Here is an 18,185-nt window from a genome sequence, read left to right as displayed (position 1 = left end):
CCGGTGGTGCCTTTATCGCGCGGGAATGGAACGCTCCATATAGCCATTTTCAGCTAATTGTTAAGACCACTTTCTGCTGCGGGCGCCGACCGTGCGGCGGGCCAGTGGGGCCAGGCGTCACACCCGGTGCCCCAGGTTGCGCAGGGCCTGGACCAGCGCCGCGACCTTGTCTTCGGCCTGTTCCTCGGGTGTACCGGCAAACCCGATCAACAGCCCGGGCGGCAGGTAGCGCTGCATGCAGTAGTCGCTCAAGGCATAGGTATAGATCTGCTGGCTGGCCAGCCCGCTGGCGACGGCCGCGTCATCCAGCTCGGGCGGCAGCCAGCCGATCAGGTGCATCCCGGCGTCCACCGGCTTGACCTCGAGGAAGCCGCCCAGGCGCCGCTGCAGCGTCGCCAGCAGGCACTCCTGGCGGGCCTGGTAGAGGGCGCGCATCCGCCGGATGTGGCCGAGGAAATAGCCTTCACGGATGAAGTCGGCGGTGACCGCCTGCAACAGCGTCGGCGGACTGCGATCCATCACCGCGCGCATGGCGCAGAACGGCTCGACCAGCGCCTCCGGCAGAATCACATAGCCCAGGCGCAGCGACGGGAACAACACCTTGCTGAAGGTGCCGACGTGAATCACCCGCGCCCGCTGGTCCATGGCGTAGAGCGCCGGCTGCGCACGCCCCTGGTAGCGGTACTCGCTATCGCAATCGTCCTCGATGATCCAGCCCGACTCGCGCCCGGCCCACTCGATCAGCTCGAGCCGCCGCGCATAGCTCATGGTGATGCCGAGCGGGTGCTGGCGCGAAGGCGTGGTGAAGGCCAGGCGCGCCTTGGGGCACTCGCGCAGCCCTTGCTGCACGTCCATGCCCTCCTCGTCGATACGCAGGGGGACGATCCGGCAGCCCTGGGCCTGGAAGGCGATACGCGCAGCGATATGCCCGGGATCCTCCATCCACACGCTGTCCTGCGGGTCGAGCAAGAGCATGCCCAGCAGGTTGAAGGCCTGCTGGGCACCCGACACTATCACCACCTGCTCTGCGCTGCAGTCGATGCCGCGCGCGTCATACAGGTAGGCGGCAAGCGCCTCGCGCAGCGCCTGCTGGCCCTTCAATTCGCCATAGCTGAGCATGGCCTTGGTCGGCTGGCGCAGGTGGCGGCTCAGCAGGCGCTTCCACACCGGCAACGGAAAGGCGTCGTAGGCGGCGTGGCTGGGCAGGAACGAGGTCGGACAATCCGGGTTCCAGGCCGTGTAGGTGATCCCGCTGAAATGGTCGCTGCGCATGGACAGCAGCGACTGACTGAGACTGGACAGGCGCGGCGCCTGGCGTGGCTCGTCGGCAGCCGCGGCGCGGTCTTCCCACTCGGCGCCGACATAGGTGCCGGCACCGGTGCGCGACGCCAGGAAGCCTTCCGCGATCAACTGGTCGAAAGCATTGAGAATGGTGATCCGCGACAAGCCCAGCTCACTGCACAGGGTGCGCGTCGACGGCAGGCGCATGCCGCCATGCAGACGGCCGGTGAGGATCTGCTGGCGGATCTGCAGATACAACTGGCGATACAGCGGCACCGAACCGCTGCGACTCAGCTCGATACTGGCAAGCAGCATGCCGCCGGGAACCTTCATTGAGTGTGCGCCTCAAGCGGGCTGATGACCTGTGCTCGCCGTCACGGCTAGCCGCCTCAGCCGCATGGCCGGCACGAGTTCGCACAGGTTAGCAAAACGCAGAGTCCCCACCAATGGCGGGGCTCTGCGCAGATCGGCAAGACGACCAGAGGCTGCTAGACCCTGACATCCCGCACCGGCGCCCGGCTGCGCTGCGCCGTTTCCCAGTTGGGTGCCAGGCCGACCTCGGCGTCCGCTACGGGCAGCAGCGCGCAGCCACGCACCAGGTCGCTGGCGCGCTCGGCGAGCATGATGGTCGGCGCATTGAGGTTGCCGTTCGGCTCGGTCGGGAACACCGAGGAGTCGATCACCCGCAGCCCCTCGAGCCCGCGCACGCGCAACTCGGAGTCGACCACCGCCATCTCATCCTCGCCCATGCGGCAGGTGCCGCAGGGGTGATAGGTGCTCTCCAGGTTCGCGCGGACGAAGGCGTCGATCTCGGCATCGCTGTTGACCTGCGGGCCAGGGGCGATCTCGCCGTCACGGAAGCGATCCATCGCCGGCTGGCCGATGATCTCGCGGGTCAGGCGCACGCAGCGGCGAAAGCCCTCGCGGTCCTCCTCGCGTTGCAGGTAGTTGAAGAGAATCCGCGGGTGCTCATACGGGTCCGCCGAGCGGGCGCGCACATGGCCGCGGCTCTTGGGCTTGTTCGGCCCGGTCAGGACCATGAAGCCGTGGCCCTTGATCGGTTTCTTGCCGTCGTAGCGCATGGCCGCCGGCAGGAAGTGGAACTGGATGTCCGGCCAGCGCAGGCCCTCCTCGGAGCGGATGAAACCGCCGGCCTCGAAGTGGTTGGTCGCACCGAGGCCGTCCTTGAACAGCAGCCAGCGCAGGCCGATCAGCAGCTTGCTCAAGGGGTCCATCTTGTTGTTCAGGGTTACCGGCTCCTTGCAGCCGAACTGGATATAGATCTCCGCGTGATCCTGCAGGTTCTCCCCGACGCCCGGCAGCTCATGCTGCAGCTCGATGCCGGCCGCGCTGAGCACTTCGCGCGGGCCGATGCCGGAGCGCTGCAGCAGGTGCGGCGAGCCGATCGGCCCGGACGCCACCAGCACTTCGCGGTTGCAATAGACCCTATGCGTCGCGCCGCCCTGGTCATATTCCACCCCCACCGCGCGCTTGCCCTCGAGGAGGATGCGCCGGGTCATCGCCTCGGTCAGCACGGTCAGGTTCGGCCGCGTCATGGCCGGGCGCAGGTAGGCGTTGGCGGTGGAGCAGCGCACGCCATTTTTCACCGTCATGTGCATGGCGCCGAAGCCTTCCTGCATGAAGCCGTTGGTGTCGTCGGTCTTGATATAGCCGGCCTCGGCACCGGCATCGACCCAGGCACGGTACAGCGGGTTCTGCATGTGGTTGCCGTTGGTGGTGCTCAGCGGCCCGCTGTCGCCGCGGTAGACATCGCCGCCCTGCTCGTAGCTCTCGGCCCGCTTGAAGTACGGCAGGCAGTTGCGATAGCCCCAATCGCGGGCGCCGAGCTGCTCCCATTCGTCGAAGTCGTAGGCATGGCCACGGATGTAGACCAGGCCGTTGATCGACGACGAGCCGCCGAGCACCTTGCCCCGCGGGCAATGCACGCGGCGCCCGTCGAGACCCGGTTCCGGCTCGGTTTCGTAGCGCCAGTTGTACTTCTTGGTGTTCATCGGGATCGAGAAGGCGCTGGGCATCTGGATCACCACGCTGCGGTCGCTGCCGCCGAACTCCAGCACCAGCACCGAGGTGGCGGGATCCGCGCTGAGGCGATTGGCCAGGACGCAGCCGGCAGAGCCGGCACCGACGATGATGTAGTCATACCGCTTAGTCATTGCTGTAGCTCCGCGAGTCCAGGTCGAGAGTCCGGGTCGTGCCGGCGTGGCGACTCGGGTAGGCGCCCCAGCCCAGGCGTTGGGCCAGCACCCGGGTCAGCCCGTAGTGGACGATGCCGGCGAGCAGGCAAGACGGCAGCGAGGCAGTGACGAAGGTGAACAGCGTGGTGTTGGCCAGGGTCTGCGGGTTGAATACCAGCACGTAGGCGCCGAAGCCGATGACCAGGGCCGTCAGGGCGATGGGGTTGAAACCCTTCCAGTAGCGGTACGGCGACTGCGCTTCGGCGGCATACAGGTGGCGCAGGTTCATGCGCTGGCGGCGCAGGAAGAAGTAGTCGGCGATGCCGATCCCGGCCAGGGCGCTGTTCAACGCCGAGGTCCACACCAGGAAGATGAAGAAGCCGTCGTAGATGCCCGGGGCGAAGCAGACGATCAGCGCCGGCACCACGCAGAACAGCGCCACCAGCAGCGTCCAGCGCATGTCCCGCAGCTTCTTGCCGGCCAGCTGGCGCAGGCCGACGATCGAGGTGTAGAGGATGTTGATCATGCTGGTGACGTTGGCGAAGGCGACGAAGCCCAGGGCGATGACGCCGAAGACGATGCCGCCGATGTGGGTCATCCACACGGTCGGATCGCTGTTGCCGAGCGCGGCCGCGGCCAGCAGACCGACCACCTCGCCCAGCGCCGCGGCGGCGAAGATGCCGATGACATTCGGCCAGAACGCCGTGCGCTGGTTCTTCGACAGCCGTGCCAGGTTGCCGATGTAGGGCCACCAGGAGAAACCGGCGGCCATGTTCACTTCCACCGCGATCATGAAGTTGACGCGCTTGTCGTCGAACGGCGCGTCCAGGGCCGGCAAGGCCATCAGTTCGGCGAACGAGTGCTGGCTGAGGATCAGGTAGAGCATCACGCCCATGATGACCACCAGCGCCGGCGCGACTATGGTGTTGAACACCTTGATCGAGGTCGGCCCCTTGGCCACCACGATCGCCGTCAGGACGATGGCGAAGGTGCCGGAGGCCAGCACCAGCCAGCCGTTGGGGTCGGTCTGGTGCGCCGAGACCAGCCCGCTCAGGCCGTCGATCGAGCGCCCGAACATCAGCCCCAGCACCGCCAGCCAGCCCATGGTCAGGAACACCACCGCCAGCACATAGACCAGGCGGCTGCCGTTGCTGCCGAACATGCTGCGCAGGAAGGTGAACTGCTCGGTGCCGTACTTGCCGCACGGCACGCAGGTCGAGAAGGTCGCCAGCAGCACGCCGAGGATGTTGCCGATGACGATGGCGGCGATGCCTTCGCGGGGGCCGACGAACAGCGCGGTGGCGCCGCCGATCAGAAAGGCCCAGGTGGCGATGGCCAGGGCCGAGTTGGCGTAGGTGAACTCCCAGAAGCCCCACATGCGCTCCGTGGGCAGCAGCGGGGTATCGCCGCGTTCGGCCTCGAGGCCGTGGTCGATATCATGCGTGGCCATGACTCAGTACCCCCACAGGTAGAAGCCGACGACCAGTACCAGCGTCATCAGGGTGATGGCGATGTAGTCCGCGGCGCTCAACGCACCCGGCCATTGCTCGCCTTTCTCCATCTCCTCATAGACGCGAATGCGCCGTTCCAGGTCCTGCGCTCTTGCATGTTCGGCTTGGCTGTTCATCTGGGCATAACCTCGTCTGCTTGTTGTTATGGGCGACGCGATGCATCCGGCATACCGACGTTTGTTGGGGCTGATGGTCGTTGAACCGCCCCGTTGCTCAGGGCAGCGTTATCCACACCGCCTTGGTCTCCAGCAGGTAATCGAGTTGTTCGGCACCGAGGTCCTTGCCATAGCCGGACTGCTTGTAACCGCCGAAGGGCATGCACGGGTCGATGGTGCTGTGCGCATTGACGTACACCGAGCCGGCGCGCAGTCGCGGAATCAGGCTGTGCACGCGCCCCAGGTCGTTGGAGTAGAGCGCGGCGGCCAGGCCGAACGGCGAATCGTTGGCCAGCGCCAGCGCCTCCTCCTCGTCATCGAAGGGCGCGGTCACCAGCACCGGGCCGAAGATCTCCTCCTGGACGATGCGCATGTCGTTGCGGCAGTTGGCGAAGATGGTCGGCTGGACGAAGTAGCCAGGGCCGGCGACGGCCTCACCGCCATAATAGACCTCGGCACCCTCGGCCTTGCCGGCGGCGATGTAGCCAAGCACGCGCTCCTGCTGCTGACGCGACACCAGCGGGCTGATGAAGCAGTCAGGGTCGAGGCCCGGCGCCATTTTCAGGCTGGCGGTGTAGGCGGCCAGCTCGCCCAGGAACTCGGCGTAGATGCTGCGATGGATGTAGGCGCGGGTGCCGGCATCGCACACCTGCCCGGAGTTGAAGAACACCCCGTTGGCCACCGCCTGGGCGGCGGCCTTGAGGTCGGCATCGGCAAACACGATCACCGGCGACTTGCCGCCCAGTTCCAGGGTCAGGCGCTTCATCTGGTCCAGGGCCGCCTTGCCCACACTGCAACCGACCGGGGTCGAGCCGGTGAAGCTCAGCTTGTCGATGCCCGGATGGCTGGCCATGGCCGCGCCGACCACACTGCCGCGCCCGCTGACGATGTTGACCACGCCGTCGGGGATACCGGCCTGCTGCACCAGTTCGGCGAAGCGCAGGGCCGACAGCGAAGTCAGCTCGGCGGGCTTGACCACCACGGTGCAACCGACCGCCAGGGCCGCGCCGAGTTTCCAGGCCATGGTCTGCAGCGGGAAGTTCCACGGCACGATGACCCCGACTACGCCGACCGGCTCCTTGCGCGTATAGGCCAGGTAATTGCCCGGCAGCGACGGCTCGACGGTGCGGCCGTGGATCTTGCTGGCCCAGCCGGCGAAGTAGCGGAAGGTGTCGATGCTGCCCTGGATGTCCACGGCGCGCGCCTGGGCCACGGATTTACCCATGTCGATCGATTCGATCTCGGCCAGCTCGTCGGCATTGGCTTCGATCAGGTCGGCCAGGCGGTGCAACAGGCGCTCGCGCTCCAGCGGCTTGAGCAGGCGCCAGGCGCCGCCGTCGAACTGCGCGCGGGCAGCCTGCACGGCGCGATCCAGGTCGGCCACGGTGCCCATCGGGATGCGCCCGAGCACGCCCTCGGTGAACGGCTCGATCACCTCGGCGCTGCGGCCATCGGAGGCATCCAACCAGGCGCCGCCGATGAACAGCTTGTGGGGCTTGCTGAGGAAGCGCTGGGCGGCTTCGCAGACGCCGAATTGCTGCAGATACTGTTTGACCTTGCTGTCCACTGTCATGTCCTCGGGCGCCGCCCGTAGCCAGGCGCGCCACTGGTTGTTCGATGAGCCCCCGTGCCCGCGCCGGGCACGGGGATTGCTGTAATCGTCAGCGCGCGCGGGCGCGCTCGTGGAAGATGAAACCGATGCTGTTGAGCAGCAGTTGCGCGGCCAGAATCGAGGTGACCCCGGCCGGATCGTAGGCCGGCGCCACCTCGACCAGGTCCATGCCGACGATCTTGCCCTGGCTGCGCTTGGCCAGCGCCTGGATGATTTCCAGCACCTCGTAGTAGAGGAAACCGCCATGGCTGGGGGTGCCGGTGCCGGGGGCGATCGAGGGGTCGAAGCCATCGATGTCGATGGTGATGTAGTAATCGATACCCTGCGGGATCAGTTCCAGCACGCCCTCGCAGCCGAGGCGCCGTACATCGCGCACCGAGAGGATCCGCGAGCCGGCAGCGCGCGCGGCATCGTAGTCATCGCGGTTGGACGAGGACACGTTGCGGATGCCCAACTGGGTCATGCCGACGATGTGTTGCATTTCCGAGGCGCGGCGCAGCGGGTTGCCGTGGCCATAGCGCACCCCGTGGCGCTCATCGACGAAATCCAGGTGCGCGTCGAAGTGGATGATGTGGATCGGCCCATGCCCTTCGTAGGCCTTGATCACCGGCGCATGGATCGAATGGTCGCCACCCAGCACCACCGGCATCGCCCCGGCCTGGAGAATCTTGCGCACGGCGAACTCGATATTGGCGTTGCTCTGGTGCATGTCGGTGTGAACGATGTCGGCATCCCCCACATCGACCATCCGCACGTCCTGCGCGCCGAGGTAGAGCACGTCGTCCTCATGGTCGTAGGCACCGGCATGGCCGAAGGAAAACAGCGTCGATGCCTCGCGAATCCCGCGCGGGCCGAAGCGTGCGCCGGGCCGCCACTGGGTGCCCATGTCGTTCGGTGCGCCGAGAATCGCGACATCCGCGTCGACCGCATCCCAATCGGTGCACACCGGCGACTTGGCGAAGGTGCAATGGCCCACGAATGGCAGGTTCAGGCGACCGGATTCGTAACTGTTGTTCGACATGTTCAGGCGTCTCCAACTCTTGTTCTTGGCGAGGGGCGAAGCGGCTGGGCATTCGCCGTTGGAGTGACTATGGGCGCAGTTTTTTCTGGAAAAAATGCGCAACTTCAGATACTCATATCGGCGTTTCCGATGTATCGCGAACCGGAGGTCAGGGTGATCCAGCTGCACGATGTCGACCTGAAACTGCTCAGGGTCTTCGCCACCATCGTCAAGTGCGGGGGCTTTTCCGCGGCCCAGGCGGCGCTCAATGCCGGCCAGTCGACCATCAGCGAACAGATGTCCCATCTGGAAACCCGGCTCGGGGTCAAACTCTGCCAGCGCGGGCGCAGCGGCTTTCACCTGACTGAGCAAGGCGTGGCGGTCCACGAGGCGACCTTGCGCCTGCTCGCGGCGGTGGAGAACTTCTGCGTGGACGCCGACGTGCTCAAGCAGCACATCAGCGGCAAGCTCAACCTGGGCATCATCGACACCACCATTACCGACCCCGATTCGCCCATCCCGCGCACCACCCAGCGCTTCGTCTCCCGCGGCCATGACGTCCATCTCAACGTCTATATCGGTTCGCCGGCGGAACTGGAGGAGCGCGTGCTCGACGGTCGCCTGCACCTGGCCGTGGGGCACTTCCCCATCCATGTGCCCGGGCTGTCGTACTCGGTGCTCTATCAGGAGGCGCTGGGCCTGTATTGCGGTCGCCGCCATCCGCTGCATGCCAGCCAGGCCGAGGGCGCCAAGCTGCTCGAGGAAATCCGCGCGAGCCGCATCGTCGCCCGCGGCTACATGCAGCACTACGATCTGGAGCAACTGGGCGTGAGCAAGGCGGCGGCGACGGTGGACAACATCGAGGCCCTGGCCATCCTGATCATCTCCGGCGCTTACGTCGGCTTCCTGCCGGCGCACTTCGCCGCGCAATGGGTGAAGAGCGGCGACATGCGCCAACTGGCGGCGAAGCAGCTGCAGCTGATGTCGCCATTCGACGTGATCACCCGGCGCGGCCTGGCCCCGCCGCCGATCCTGCGCGCCTTCCTCGAGGACCTGGCGACCTGCTCGCGCACCGCCAATCACGGCTGAAGGCCGCGCCAGCCGTGGCATGACACAAAAAAGGCGACCCGTGGGTCGCCTTGTACATGCTGCGAGCCGCCAGGAGCCTGTCGGACTTGACCGTTCGTAGCGAGGGAAAGGCCGTGGTCCGACATTCCGGCTTGAGGCAGTTTTGGTGCTTTTCCGAGGCGAATAGCTGGCTATTTAACGAGGGAAAGCAGCAAAAATGACCAAGTCCGGCTTTTCCGCAGTAGAACAGTGTTAAGTCCGACAGGCTCCTAGGCCAGTTCGCCGCGCAACTGCCGCGCCGCCGCCACCATGTTGACCAGCGCCGCCTCGGTTTCCGGCCAGGCGCGGGTCTTCAGGCCGCAGTCCGGGTTGACCCACAGGCGCTCGGCGGGGATGCGTTGCGCCGCCTTGCGCAGCAATTTGACCATCTCGCTGGTGTCCGGCACCCGCGGTGAGTGGATGTCGTAGACCCCGGGGCCGATGTCGTTGGGGTAGTCGAAACGCTCGAAGGCCTCCAGCAGTTCCATGTCCGAGCGCGAGGTTTCGATGGTGATCACGTCGGCATCCATGGCGGCGATCGACTCGATCACGTCGTTGAACTCGCTGTAGCACATGTGGGTGTGGATCTGGGTTTCGTCGCGCACAGCCGAGGCGCACAGGCGGAAGGCCTCGGTGGCCCAGGCCAGGTAGTCCTGCCACCCGGACTGGCGCAGCGGCAAGCCTTCGCGGAAGGCCGCTTCGTCGATCTGGATGATCTTGATCCCGGCGGCCTCCAGGTCCAGCACTTCGTCACGAATCGCCAGGGCCAGTTGCCGCGCCTGCTGCTCGCGGGAAATGTCGTCGCGCGGGAAGGACCACATCAGCATGGTCACCGGGCCGGTCAGCATGCCCTTCATCACCTTGCTGGTGAGGGTCTGCGCGTAGCGGATCCACTCCACGGTCATCGGCTGCGGCCGGCTCAGGTCGCCGAAGATCAGCGCCGGCTTGACGCAGCGCGAACCATAGCTCTGCACCCAGCCGAAACGGCTGAAGGCATAGCCGTCGAGCTGCTCGGCGAAGTACTCGACCATGTCGTTGCGCTCGGCTTCGCCGTGCACCAGCACATCCAGGCCGAGGTTTTCCTGCACCTCGACAGCGTGACGAATCTCGCTGTGCATGGCCTCGGTGTAGGCGGCCGGCGACAGCTTGCCGGCCTTGAACGCCTGACGCGCCAGGCGGATGGCGGCGGTCTGCGGGAAGGAGCCGATGGTGGTGGTCGGCAATGCCGGCAGTTGCAGGCGTGCGCGCTGCTGGTCGATGCGCTGCACGAATGGTGACTGGCGCTGGCTGTCGGCCGCGGTAATCGCCGCCAGACGGGCCTGCACGGCCGGTTTGTGGATACGCGGCGACTGCGCGCGGCTGGCCTGTACGGCGCGACTCTGCGCCAACGCGGCCTGTACCTTGGCGTTCTGCGGGTCATTCAGGGCAGTCGTCAGCAGGGCGACTTCCTCGCACTTCTGCACGGCGAAGGCCAGCCAGCTTTTCAGCTCGCTATCCAGCTTGTCTTCACGGTTCAGGTCGACCGGGCTGTGCAGCAGCGAGCAGCTCGGCGCCACCCATAGGCGCTCCCCCAGACGCTCCTGCGCCTGTTGCAGGATGGCCAGGGTCTGCTGCAGATCGGTACGCCAGACGTTGCGCCCGTTGACCACGCCGAGCGACAGCACCTTGTACGCCGGCAGGCGGTCGAGAATGCTCGGGAACTGCTCGGGTGCGCGCACCAGGTCGATATGCAGACCATCCACCGGCAGGCTGGCGGCCAGACCGAGGTTATCCTCCAGGCCGGCAAAATAGGTGGCGATCAGCTTCTTGCCGGGTTCACGCTGCAGCAGGTTGTAGGCCCGCTCGAAGGCGTTCTTCCAGGCTTGCGGCAGGTCGAGCGCCAGAATCGGCTCGTCGATCTGCACCCACTCCACGCCCTGGGCCGCCAGGCGCTGGAGGATTTCACCGTACACCGGCAGCAGCCGTTCGAGCAGGTCGAGGCGGTCAAAGTTCTTAACTTCAGAGGCGCTGCCCTTGACCTTGCCCAGCCACAGGTAGGTCAGCGGACCGATCAGCACCGGCTTGACCTTGTGCCCCAACGCATGGGCTTCGGCCACTTCCTCGAACAACTGTTCCCAGCTCAGCTGGAACTGCTGGTCGGCACTGAACTCGGGGACCAGGTAGTGGTAGTTGGTGTCGAACCACTTGGTCAGCTCCTGGGCATGGACCCCGCCACAGCAGCTGTTGCTGGCGCCACGGGCCATGCCGAACAGGGTTTCCAGGCTCGGCTTGCCGCTGTGCGGACGGAAGCGCTCGGGGATCACGCCGAAGGTCAGCGAGTGGGCGAGTACCTGGTCGTACCAGGCGAAATCGCCGACCGGTAGCAGGTCGATACCGGCGTCCTGCTGCAACTGCCAGTGGCTGGCGCGCAACTGGCGACCAACCGCCTGCAAGCCGGCCTGATCCAGCTCACCTTTCCAGTGAGCCTCCAGGGCCTTCTTCAGTTCGCGGTTGGCACCGATACGCGGGAAACCCAGGGAATGGGACAGGGCCATGTCAAAACGCTCCATAGATAGACAAGATGATGGGTATTCTCGGCAACCCGCCATCGTGAGACAAACTCAACATATTCGTCTTGATCTATAGTTTCACTCATGTTCAGCTAACCTACACAACGCTGATCCGCGACATACCCTGGAGCCTCCATGCTCGAATTGCGCCACTTGAAAACCCTCCACGCCCTGCGCGAAAGCGAGAGCCTGGTCGACGCCGCCGAACGCCTGCACCTGACCCAGTCGGCGCTGTCGCACCAGTTCAAGGAGCTGGAGGAGCGCCTCGGCATGCAGCTGTTCGTGCGCAAGACCAAGCCGGTGCGCTTTACCAGCGCCGGCCTGCGCCTGCTGCAACTGACCGATGCGGTGCTGCCGCTGCTGCGCGGCGCCGAGCGCGACCTGGCGCGCCTGGCAGGCGGCACTGCCGGGCGCCTGCATATGGCCATCGAATGCCACAGCTGCTTCCAGTGGCTGATGCCGACCATCGACCAGTTCCGCGACGCCTGGCCGGAGGTGGAGCTGGACCTGGCCTCGGGCTTCTCCTTCGCCCCGCTGCCGGCCCTGGCCCGTGGCGACCTGGACCTGGTGGTGACCTCGGATCCGCTGGAGCTGGCCGGCATCACTTACGTACCCTTGTTCACCTACGAAGCCATGCTGGCGGTGGCCAACCAGCACCCGCTGGCCGGCAAGCCGTTTATCCAGCCCGAAGACCTGGCCACGGAAACCCTGATCACCTACCCGGTGGAGCGCGACCGCCTGGACATCTTCACCCGCTTCCTCGAGCCCGCCGATGTCGAACCCGCCCAGGTGCGCACCTCGGAGCTGACGGTGATGATGATGCAACTGGTGGCCAGCGGCCGCGGCGTCTGCGGCCTGCCCAACTGGGCGCTACATGAATACAGCTCGCGCGGTTACGTGACGGCCAAACGCCTGGGCGAAAAAGGTCTGTTCGCCACCCTGTATGCCGGCATCCGCAGCGATATGCTCGACTCGCCGTTCATGCGCGATTTTCTCCTCACCGCCAAGGACACCTCCTTCGCCAACCTGGAAGGGGTCAGCGTGGCGCGCTGAATGGCCGGCAGCCTGGCCACGCACAATTCCCGCGGCCGCAGACCCGTAGGGAGTGCGGGGCCGCCTAGGCCGCGCGCACCACTGGTTGCCCCACGCCTTAGCCTGAACCCACAGCAAAGAGCGCGACCATCTCACTGCGTCTGGCGCACCCTACGCCAGGCATCCCGACCATAGCCGACTGCCCGCGCACACCATCGGCGAAAAGCTCGGCGCCCCAGGGCTTTAACCACCCCACGCTCATGACCTGGATCAATAGCGCCTGGCCGTCCCTGAGCTTTAATCAAAACAATAGCGCGCAACAGATACGGAAGCCGACGTCATGATCCAAGCGATGCGCAGCCGCCATACAGGGTTCGCCAGAAATCTGCTGGCGCTCTGGTTCGTGTTGTTTTTCGCCTGCACTTTCACCCATGTGCAGGCCGCTGCCAGCAGCGTGCTGGACCAAGCCTCGGCCAACTCGAGCAGCCTCACGCTCCTCCCCCTGCACAGCAACCACGATCACACCCAGCATGACCAAGGCGCCGCGGGCACCTGCAGCGCCTTGCAGAACGCTACGCTCAACCAGCAGCTACTGACGCTCCTGGCATTGACCGCCCTGTTCGGTCTGGCCGGCAGCTTTGGCCTGCTCACGGATCTGCAGCGTCGCTTCAGCGCCTTCCAGCCCGCGCCGCTGTTCAGCCCCGGGCAGCCCACGCCCATTCGCAAGCAACTGCATCGCTATAACGAATAGCCCCACTCTTCCGCTGAAACCCGCAGCCTCACCGCGCCGGCCGCAAGCCGCGCAGGAAGGTTCGCCACCCCGGTTTTCTGGAGAGTTCTAGCATGCCCCATGACCCTCACCATGCCCCAGCGGCCAGCAATCCCTGGCGATTCTGGCCGGCCCTGTTGCTGTTCGCCGCCATCGCCCTGTTCTTCCTCTGGGCAGAACATCAGGCCCATCTGCTCGGCGCCCTACCCTACCTGATCCTGCTGCTCTGCCCGCTGCTGCATCTGTTCATGCACCACGGGCATGGCAAGAACGACGACCACCACTGAGTCAGGAGGCAACCGCATATGGAACACACAGTGTCGGCCTACGGCCTCTGGGGTTTGGTGATCGTCAACTCGCTGGTGTTCATCATTTTCGCCTTCAGCTTCTTCAAGCCGAACAACCCGCGGGACTGGCGCACCTTCGGCACCTTCGCCGCCTTCATCGTCGCCCTGTTCGTCGAGATGTATGGCGTTCCGCTGACCCTCTACCTGCTGGCCGGCTGGCTACAGAGCCGCTATCCGCAACTCGACCCGCTGTCCCACGATGCCGGCCATCTGTGGAACAGCCTGCTGGGCCTGGAGGGCGATCCGCATTTCGGCGTGCTGCACATTCTCAGCAACCTGCTGATCTTCGGCGGCTTCTGGCTCCTGGCCAGTGCCTGGCGCGTGCTCTACCGCGCCCAGCAGGCCGGGGAACTGGCCACCGGCGGCCCCTATGGCCATATCCGCCACCCGCAGTACGCGGCGTTCATCCTGATCATGCTGGGCTTCCTGTTGCAGTGGCCGACCCTGCTGACCCTGCTGATGTTCCCGGTGCTGGTGCTGATGTACGTGCACCTGGCCAAGCACGAGGAGCAAGAAATGCTCGTGCATTTCGGCGAGGCCTATCGCATCTACCACGATGTCACGCCGGCGTTCCTGCCCTGGCCAACTACCCGCTCGAACGCCGCCGCTGGCGGCCCTCCACCCTCGAGAAAACAACCATGAACGCTCCCTGGAAATCCGGTCTCGCCCTGGCCTTGAGCATGGCGATTTCCTACACGGCCTGTGCACTGCTCTACGCACTGTGGCCCGCGCAGGGCATCGCCTTCCTCAACGCCCTGTTCCATGGGCTCGACTTCAGCCGTTTGCAGACGCCAGCAGCGTACAGCGCCGCAGACTTCTTCGGCCCACTACTGGTTCTGAGCGGTTGGGGCGCGCTGGTCGGCACCCTGTTCGCCTGGCTGTACGGCAAGCTCCACGGCAAGTCGTACTAAGCCGCTCTGCATGATAGGAGGCAACAATGAACGATTTGCCCATGCCGCCCCCCGACCAACTGCCCACGGCAGCGCCCGCAACGACGGCGGAGGAAGGACGCGTGCTCGATCCCGTGTGCGGGATGGCTATCGCTCCGGCCACGGCTGGCGCCAGCATCGAATTCGCAGGCAATCACTACTGGTTCTGCTCGGCGCGTTGTCGCGAGGAGTTCTTGCGCGACGCGCCGCGTTACGCCAAGGGCGCGGCGGCCCAGCCGTGCCAGCACAGCCATCAGCCTGCGCCGGTTGCAACCAAGCCCGCAGCCGCGACGGCAGGCCGGCAACTGGCGAAAGACCCGATCTGCGGGATGATGGTGGACAAGGCCACGGCGCTGTCGCGTGAGCGCGGCGGGCGCACCTATTACTTCTGCAGCGACAGCTGTGTGCGCACCTTCGAGTCGCCGGAAACCGAGCTGAAAGCGATGCAGACCCGCGTGGCCATCGCCCTGACCGGGGTGCTGGCCCTGGCGCTGCTGCGTGCCGGTGCGTTCATCGGGTTGGCCACCGGCGCCATGATGATGTCCTGGGTGCCGTTCGACGCGCTGCCGTTTTTCACCTGGGGCATGTGGCTGTTCCTGCTGGTGACGCCGGTACAGTTCATCGGCGGCTGGAGTTTCTACAAGGGCGCGTGGAATGCCATTCGCACCCGCAACATCAACATGGATTTCCTGATCGCCTTGGGCACCTCGGTCGCCTACTTCTACAGCGTTGCGGTGCTGTTCTTTCCCGAGGTCTTGCCGGTCAAGGTGGGTGAGCGCGACGTCTATTTCGAGGTGTCGGCGGTGATCATCGCCTTCGTCCTGCTGGGCAAGTACATGGAGGAGATCATCAAGAAGAAATCCTCGGCGGCAGTGCGCCGCCTGCTCGATCTCAAGCCGGCGATCGCCCATGTGATCCGGGACGGCGAGGAGGTCGAGCTGCCGGCGGAAAGTGTCATGGTCGGCGAGCTGCTGGTGGTCAAACCCGGTGAAAAGATCCCCACCGACGGCGAGGTCAGCGAAGGCCAGACGACCATCGACGAGTCGATGCTGACCGGCGAGTCGATGCCGGTCGACAAGCGCCCGGGCAGCCCGGTGATCGGCGGCACCCTCAATCGCAGCGGGGTGTTCCGCTTCAAGGCCAGCCGGATCGGCGCCGACACGGCGCTGGCACAGATCATCAAGATGGTCGAAGAGGCACAGGCCAGTACCGCACAGATCCAGCGCCTGGCCGATCAGGTCACCGCGTACTTTGTCCCGGTGGTGGTTGCGGTGGCGCTGCTGGCCCTGGTCGGCTGGTGGCTCGCCGGAAGTTTTCCCCAGGGGCTGATGGCCTTCATCGCGGTGCTGATCATCTCCTGCCCCTGCGCGCTCGGCGTGGCAACGCCCGCCGCGCTGATGGTCGGGGTCGGCAAGGGCGCCGATCACGGCATCCTGATCCGCGGTGGCGAAGTGCTGGAGCGGGCGGAGAAGCTCTCCACCGTGGTGTTCGACAAGACCGGCACCATCACCCGCGGCGAGCCCGAGCTAACCGATCTGCTGGCCTTCGGCACTACCTCGGAGGACGAGGTATTGCAACTAGCCGCCGCCGTGGAATCCGGTTCAGAACACCCCCTGGGCGAAGCCATAGTGCGTGCCGCCCATCAGCGTGGCATGGGCCTGCCGAAAGCCAGCGGGATCGAGGGCATCGCCGGCCATGGCATCGCCGGCAAGGTCGACGGCCGCACGGTCTGGCTGGGCAACCGGCGCCTGTTCGCCCGCCAGGGTATTGCTACCGAAGCGGCCGAGGCGACCCTGGTCGCCCTGGAGGCCGATGGCAAGACCGCCATGCTGGTCGGCGTCGACAACCGCTTGCTCGGGGTGATCGCCGTGGCCGATACGGTCAAGCCGGAAGCGGCCGAGGCCGTCGCAGCACTGCTGGCGAATGGCATCCAGGTGGTGCTGCTGAGCGGCGACAATCGGCGCACCGCCGAGGCCGTCGCACGGCTGGTCGGTATCGGGAGGGTGATTGCCGAGGTTCTGCCGGACGACAAGGTCGCGGTGATTCGCCAGCTGCAGAGCGAGGGGCAGGTGGTGGCCATGGTCGGCGACGGGGTCAACGATGCCCCGGCCCTGGCTGCCGCCGACATCGGTATCGCCATCGGTTCGGGCTCCGACGTGGCCAAGGAGACCGGCAGCATCATCCTGATCCGCGACGACGTGCGCGATGTGGTGGCCTCGATCCAGTTGTCGCGCGCGACCATGCGCAAGATCAAGCAGAACCTGTTCTGGGCCTTCATCTACAACAGCATCGGCATTCCGGTCGCGGCATTCGGCTTGCTCAACCCGATCCTGGCGGCGGCCGCCATGGCGCTGTCGTCGCTGTCGGTGATCGTCAATTCCGCGCTGCTCAAGCGCGTACAACTCGCTGCAGAGATGCCCAAGGAGGTCGCATGAGGCGCTGGGGTTGCTGGCTGTGCGCGTTGCTGGCCACGCTGGTGGCGGGTTGGCTGCCTTACCGTTACGGCATCTCGCCACTGTCACTTATCCTGGCGCTGTTGCTGCTGTCCTGTCCGCTTATCGTCGTCTGGCTGAGCCTGAGTCAGGCGCGGAAAACCGAGCGCGACATCGCGCTGGCAACTCGCCAGGAACTGGCCCGACGCACGCAATCCGAGCCTGGGAGCAAGCCATGTGGTGCCGCGCAGGTTCCGCCCGCGGCTGTTCGATGCGTTACGCCGGCGCCATATACGGCGGAAAGTTCAAACCTCCTAGTCGAGAACCTGATCTGGGCCTCGGCCTACAACGTCGCCGCCATCCCCATCGCCGCCGTCGGCCTGCTCCATCCGATGATCGGCGTGATCGCCATGACCGCCAGTTCGCTGTCGGTGATCGCCAATTCCCTACTGCTCAAGAGAGTCCCCTTGAGCGCCATCCGCAAAACCCATTGAAACCAAGCAGGAGAAACACCATGAGCACTTTCACCTACAAGACTCTGACTGCCATCGCCCTCACCGGCGCATTGCTGGCCGGCCCGGCCTTTGCCGAGGACGCGCACCATCCCGAGAAGCTGGCGCAGAACGAGCAAAAAGCTCCCATGGGCCAGGGCATGGGACAAGGCATGGGCATGATGGGCGGCATGGACATGACCCAGATGCAGGAAATGATGCAACAGATGCACGCCGCCAAGACTCCGGAGGAACGCCAGAAGATTCGCAGTGAACATCGCCAGGCCATGCAGTCGCAAATGGGCATGATGCGTAAGCGCATGCAACAGAGCCAGTGCCCCATGGCCAAGGACGCCACCACCCAGCAACAGTGCATGAAGGACATGCACGAGAATATGCAGGGCATGATGCAGATGATGGAACAGATGCTGGAAAGCCAGTCGGTGCCGAACGGCCAATAAGTCGGGTATTGCGCCCAGGGCCGCGATGCGCTCGCGGCCCTGGGCGTTGCGCTGCTCGTAGGAGCTGCGGGGACGCCCAGCCCCATGGCCGCAATAGAGCGCTCCCGCAAAATGCATCGCGGGCATGGCCCGCTCCTACGCTCGGCGCGGCTTGCACATGAATCCAGGATCTACGCAACTCACCCGCTGCCACAGCCCCCCGTAGGGTGCGCCGCGCGCACCTTTTGTCGCCGCCGCGCATGGGGGTAAGCCCGCGGCAATGCTCGCGAGTACATCGGTGCGCATGGCGCCCCCCTACGACAAGCATGCCGGCT

At 65.5% G+C, this 18,185-nt stretch carries 16 protein-coding genes; 9 read left to right on the top strand and 7 right to left on the bottom strand.

What is annotated here, in order from left to right:
• Nucleotides 1-117: 117 nt before the first annotated feature.
• The 6 genes from pdxR to speB form a co-directional block, all read right to left on the bottom strand.
• Nucleotides 118-1,614: a MocR-like pyridoxine biosynthesis transcription factor PdxR gene (pdxR, locus tag G9C89_RS04190; RefSeq protein WP_172145080.1), complete on the bottom strand. Its 1,497-nt coding sequence runs from the start codon at nt 1,612-1,614 to the stop codon at nt 118-120.
• 155 nt (nt 1,615-1,769) lie between these two features.
• Nucleotides 1,770-3,455 carry a choline dehydrogenase gene (betA, locus tag G9C89_RS04185; RefSeq protein ID WP_172145077.1) on the bottom strand — a complete coding sequence of 562 codons (1,686 nt, stop codon included), beginning with the start codon at nt 3,453-3,455 and terminating at the stop codon, nt 1,770-1,772.
• Nucleotides 3,448-4,926, bottom strand: coding sequence for a purine-cytosine permease family protein (locus tag G9C89_RS04180; protein WP_172145074.1), 1,479 nt, complete (start codon nt 4,924-4,926; stop codon nt 3,448-3,450). Before G9C89_RS04180 ends, betA begins: the two co-directional genes overlap by 8 nt.
• Nucleotides 4,927-4,929: 3 nt before the next feature.
• A complete protein-coding gene (locus G9C89_RS04175; RefSeq protein ID WP_172145071.1) occupies nt 4,930-5,103 on the bottom strand; it encodes a hypothetical protein in 174 nt (57 codons plus the stop codon).
• Between the two features lie 97 nt (nt 5,104-5,200).
• Nucleotides 5,201-6,709: an aldehyde dehydrogenase family protein gene (locus G9C89_RS04170; RefSeq protein WP_172145068.1), complete on the bottom strand. Its 1,509-nt coding sequence runs from the start codon at nt 6,707-6,709 to the stop codon at nt 5,201-5,203.
• A gap of 94 nt (nt 6,710-6,803) precedes the next feature.
• Nucleotides 6,804-7,775 (bottom strand): agmatinase, encoded by a 972-nt coding sequence (speB, locus tag G9C89_RS04165; RefSeq protein ID WP_172145065.1) that lies wholly within the window; start codon nt 7,773-7,775, stop codon nt 6,804-6,806.
• Nucleotides 7,776-7,928: 153 nt separating this feature from the next.
• Here speB and G9C89_RS04160 point away from each other — a divergent pair, with 153 nt between their 5' ends.
• On the top strand, nt 7,929-8,843 hold the full coding sequence (locus G9C89_RS04160; protein WP_172146373.1) for a LysR family transcriptional regulator: 915 nt from the start codon (nt 7,929-7,931) through the stop codon (nt 8,841-8,843).
• A gap of 248 nt (nt 8,844-9,091) precedes the next feature.
• Here G9C89_RS04160 and metE read toward each other — a convergent pair whose 3' ends face one another.
• Entirely contained in the window at nt 9,092-11,395 is a 2,304-nt protein-coding gene (gene metE, locus G9C89_RS04155) for a 5-methyltetrahydropteroyltriglutamate--homocysteine S-methyltransferase (RefSeq protein ID WP_172145062.1), read from the bottom strand.
• A gap of 150 nt (nt 11,396-11,545) precedes the next feature.
• Between metE and metR the strand changes: the two genes are divergently transcribed.
• The 8 genes from metR (at nt 11,546) to G9C89_RS04115 (ending at nt 17,871) form a co-directional block, all read left to right on the top strand.
• Entirely contained in the window at nt 11,546-12,463 is a 918-nt protein-coding gene (metR, locus tag G9C89_RS04150) for a transcriptional regulator MetR (RefSeq protein ID WP_172145059.1), read from the top strand.
• A 319-nt stretch (nt 12,464-12,782) separates the two neighbouring features.
• Nucleotides 12,783-13,193, top strand: a complete 411-nt coding sequence (locus tag G9C89_RS04145) for a hypothetical protein (RefSeq protein WP_172145056.1) — start codon at nt 12,783-12,785, stop codon at nt 13,191-13,193.
• A gap of 92 nt (nt 13,194-13,285) precedes the next feature.
• Nucleotides 13,286-13,498, top strand: a complete 213-nt coding sequence (locus G9C89_RS04140) for a DUF2933 domain-containing protein (protein ID WP_172145053.1) — start codon at nt 13,286-13,288, stop codon at nt 13,496-13,498.
• Nucleotides 13,499-13,516: 18 nt separating this feature from the next.
• Complete coding sequence (locus G9C89_RS04135; protein WP_172145050.1) at nt 13,517-14,200, top strand: methyltransferase family protein; 684 nt, start codon at nt 13,517-13,519, stop codon at nt 14,198-14,200.
• Nucleotides 14,197-14,469: a DUF5676 family membrane protein gene (locus tag G9C89_RS04130; protein ID WP_172145047.1), complete on the top strand. Its 273-nt coding sequence runs from the start codon at nt 14,197-14,199 to the stop codon at nt 14,467-14,469. Before G9C89_RS04135 ends, G9C89_RS04130 begins: the two co-directional genes overlap by 4 nt.
• A gap of 26 nt (nt 14,470-14,495) precedes the next feature.
• Nucleotides 14,496-16,922, top strand: coding sequence for a heavy metal translocating P-type ATPase (locus tag G9C89_RS04125; protein WP_172145044.1), 2,427 nt, complete (start codon nt 14,496-14,498; stop codon nt 16,920-16,922).
• The gene (locus G9C89_RS24970; protein WP_178115452.1) at nt 16,919-17,413 is read left to right on the top strand and encodes a hypothetical protein; all 495 of its coding nucleotides are present in this window, start codon (nt 16,919-16,921) and stop codon (nt 17,411-17,413) included. The genes G9C89_RS04125 and G9C89_RS24970 overlap by 4 nt, the downstream gene beginning before the upstream one ends.
• Nucleotides 17,414-17,559: 146 nt before the next feature.
• Nucleotides 17,560-17,871 carry a hypothetical protein gene (locus G9C89_RS04115; RefSeq protein ID WP_449301109.1) on the top strand — a complete coding sequence of 104 codons (312 nt, stop codon included), beginning with the start codon at nt 17,560-17,562 and terminating at the stop codon, nt 17,869-17,871.
• Nucleotides 17,872-18,185 lie beyond the last annotated feature (314 nt).

This window comes from Pseudomonas tumuqii, from assembly GCF_013184545.1.
Classification (GTDB): Bacteria; Pseudomonadota; Gammaproteobacteria; order Pseudomonadales; family Pseudomonadaceae; genus Aquipseudomonas; species Aquipseudomonas tumuqii.
The sequence above is the reverse complement of the archived record's forward strand: the minus strand, read 5'-3'. Positions and strand labels throughout refer to the sequence as shown.

Bases quoted from the DNA above. Each gene is read 5' to 3' on its own strand.
- pdxR (WP_172145080.1), bottom strand. From the start codon at position 1,614: ATGAAGGTTCCCGGCGGCATGCTGCTTGCCAGTATCGAGCTGAGTCGC.
- betA (WP_172145077.1), bottom strand. From the start codon at position 3,455: ATGACTAAGCGGTATGACTACATCATCGTCGGTGCCGGCTCTGCCGGC.
- G9C89_RS04180 (WP_172145074.1), bottom strand. From the start codon at position 4,926: ATGGCCACGCATGATATCGACCACGGCCTCGAGGCCGAACGCGGCGAT.
- G9C89_RS04175 (WP_172145071.1), bottom strand. From the start codon at position 5,103: ATGAACAGCCAAGCCGAACATGCAAGAGCGCAGGACCTGGAACGGCGC.
- speB (WP_172145065.1), bottom strand. From the start codon at position 7,775: ATGTCGAACAACAGTTACGAATCCGGTCGCCTGAACCTGCCATTCGTG.
- metE (WP_172145062.1), bottom strand. From the start codon at position 11,395: ATGGCCCTGTCCCATTCCCTGGGTTTCCCGCGTATCGGTGCCAACCGC.
- metR (WP_172145059.1), top strand. From the start codon at position 11,546: ATGCTCGAATTGCGCCACTTGAAAACCCTCCACGCCCTGCGCGAAAGC.
- G9C89_RS04145 (WP_172145056.1), top strand. From the start codon at position 12,783: ATGATCCAAGCGATGCGCAGCCGCCATACAGGGTTCGCCAGAAATCTG.
- G9C89_RS04140 (WP_172145053.1), top strand. From the start codon at position 13,286: ATGCCCCATGACCCTCACCATGCCCCAGCGGCCAGCAATCCCTGGCGA.
- G9C89_RS04135 (WP_172145050.1), top strand. From the start codon at position 13,517: ATGGAACACACAGTGTCGGCCTACGGCCTCTGGGGTTTGGTGATCGTC.
- G9C89_RS04130 (WP_172145047.1), top strand. From the start codon at position 14,197: ATGAACGCTCCCTGGAAATCCGGTCTCGCCCTGGCCTTGAGCATGGCG.
- G9C89_RS04125 (WP_172145044.1), top strand. From the start codon at position 14,496: ATGAACGATTTGCCCATGCCGCCCCCCGACCAACTGCCCACGGCAGCG.
- G9C89_RS24970 (WP_178115452.1), top strand. From the start codon at position 16,919: ATGAGGCGCTGGGGTTGCTGGCTGTGCGCGTTGCTGGCCACGCTGGTG.
- G9C89_RS04115 (WP_449301109.1), top strand. From the start codon at position 17,560: ATGGGCCAGGGCATGGGACAAGGCATGGGCATGATGGGCGGCATGGAC.